The organism is Pseudomonas duriflava (genome assembly GCF_007830155.1).
GTDB classification, from domain to species: Bacteria; Pseudomonadota; Gammaproteobacteria; order Pseudomonadales; family Pseudomonadaceae; genus Chryseomonas; species Chryseomonas duriflava.
The window spans coordinates 1-1,853 of the sequence record NZ_VLKY01000057.1 but is presented as its reverse complement, the minus strand read 5'-3'; the positions used below and the strand labels follow the sequence as shown (position 1 = coordinate 1,853).

The 1,853-nt window shown below is 49.6% G+C and carries 3 protein-coding genes; 1 reads left to right on the top strand and 2 read right to left on the bottom strand.

The features are described 5' to 3' along the window. The first annotated feature begins 469 nt into the window (after nt 1-469). Nucleotides 470-865 (top strand): hypothetical protein, encoded by a 396-nt coding sequence (locus IQ22_RS23020; RefSeq protein WP_145146121.1) that lies wholly within the window; start codon nt 470-472, stop codon nt 863-865. Nucleotides 866-1,050: 185 nt separating this feature from the next. Here IQ22_RS23020 and IQ22_RS23015 read toward each other — a convergent pair whose 3' ends face one another. Further along, nucleotides 1,051-1,278, bottom strand: a complete 228-nt coding sequence (locus IQ22_RS23015) for a hypothetical protein (RefSeq protein WP_145146120.1) — start codon at nt 1,276-1,278, stop codon at nt 1,051-1,053. Nucleotides 1,279-1,303: 25 nt separating this feature from the next. Beyond that, nucleotides 1,304-1,825 (bottom strand): hypothetical protein, encoded by a 522-nt coding sequence (locus IQ22_RS23010; RefSeq protein WP_145146119.1) that lies wholly within the window; start codon nt 1,823-1,825, stop codon nt 1,304-1,306. Between the last annotated feature and the right edge of the window lie 28 nt (nt 1,826-1,853).

Below are 1,853 nucleotides of genomic sequence, written 5' to 3'. Positions count from 1 at the left end.
GGCTGTGGGTTTGTAATGGACCTAATGCCGCTTAGCGTCCGCTCATAGGTTTGCCCTCAATGCAAGGCAGAGCATGATCGCGACGTTAATGCCGCACTCGGCCGGGCTGGCCGTGTTAGCCCCTGGAGCGAATGTAAGCGGCAGAGGTCAAATGCCTGTGTCCTGTTCGCGATGAATTGGGAATCCCCGTCCTTTAGGGCGGGGAGCAGTCAATTGGCATCAACCCTGGCAAAGGCTGGCGAGCATGCGTGTTGCTTCTTGTGATTACCACGATCAGCTACACGTTCATGCGAATGCTGACAAACTGAGCGCATAGAACCTTCCCTTACAATCTTCAGCTCAAATCAGCGCGCTCCATGTCGCCAATATTTGGACCCCAGTGATCGAAAGGGGTTGGCGATAGCTTTAGAGAGACGGCGCTGGTATACCTGTGCCTTCAGCCTGGGATCAGTTGAGTATCGGGGCTCCAATGATCGAATCAGATATACCAGACAAGCCAGAGGATATTGCATCCCAGCAGGCAGTCTATACACTGAGAAAGACGGGACTCGAAATCCGAATTCTCGAAAAGACGCTTGAAAAGCTGGAACTGGATAATCAGAAAACAGCTTTGGACATCGTTAAGTTGGATCTCGACATCAGCAAGCTTGACGTCGAAGTGAAAGACTACCGTAAGGAGTCTATCCGCAAGTGGCTTACGGTGATTGGGGCTGTACTAGCGGCCATCTTTACTGGCTTAACCGCCACGCTTAAAGCACGAGAGGTCTACTATGAGCACCAAACAACAGTTCAAGAGCCCATACCTGACAGATCCACAGAAGGTCCAGGGCATCATCCATCAGATGCAGAAAAACCAAAGAAATAGTCTTGTTCCGCTTTTACAAGCGGCTGCGATTGCTGTTCCGGTCATAGGCGGTGGCATATTTCTACTGTATAGCCTGTTGACCTGAGTACTTAGGAGTTTTAAGCACTACACGTCCTAAGAAAGCGGTTTCATAAGCTGATAGTTATGTTTAATAATTAATTTTCAGCTCTTTTTGCTTTACCAGCCTACAATGCTACGGCAATCAGAAATCCTGCCATACCGACTAGAACTATAAAACACAGTCCTATCGGCATAGCTGTCCAGTAGCCGACCTCTTTCTTCACGCGAAACACATGCCGAAGAACCTTGCGGCCTAGCCATTCGAATAGATCCATAACTGTTTCTGGAAATTCACAGAGCCCTCTAATCAAGAGCTTGAGTCCTTTCCATACGCCTTCGGCGCCATCATCCATGTCTGTTCATCCGGCTTAGTCTTTCTTAATGAACTGTCTTCAACCCTGACCACTGGCTATACAACCGTGCCTCAGCCTGGTCCATGCTTTCGGCTGTCCTCTGCATTTGCTCTGACAGATCGGTCACATCGAATCCTACCTGATCTCGCATGGCGCTATTGACGTCAGCCATGACACGCTCCGCATTACGCGACCACTCGCTGACAAGATTTTGCGTATGCGTCATGTCTTCTTTAACCCATGCTCGAGGATCATTGCTCTCAGCAGTCAAGAAGCCTAGCGTGCGGCCTATAGCGGGCAACAGAGTCATATAGAGCGTGCCCCAGCAGATTGGCTCCATCGGTTCGGTCGGATCAATTAGAGCATTGTGCAGATATGGCGCTGGGCTTGTCTCATCCAGCTCACTGGCTATCTCAATGATCAGATCGACGATGTCCTCTTCCTGCATCTCCAGGCCATCCAGTTTAAGTGCCATATGCAGAAGGTGGATCAGCTCAAACAGCGTATTTACTCTGGACTGGTTCTGATCGGGTGATATTGATGTCATGGCTTACCCTTTGTTTGTTTGAGGCAAC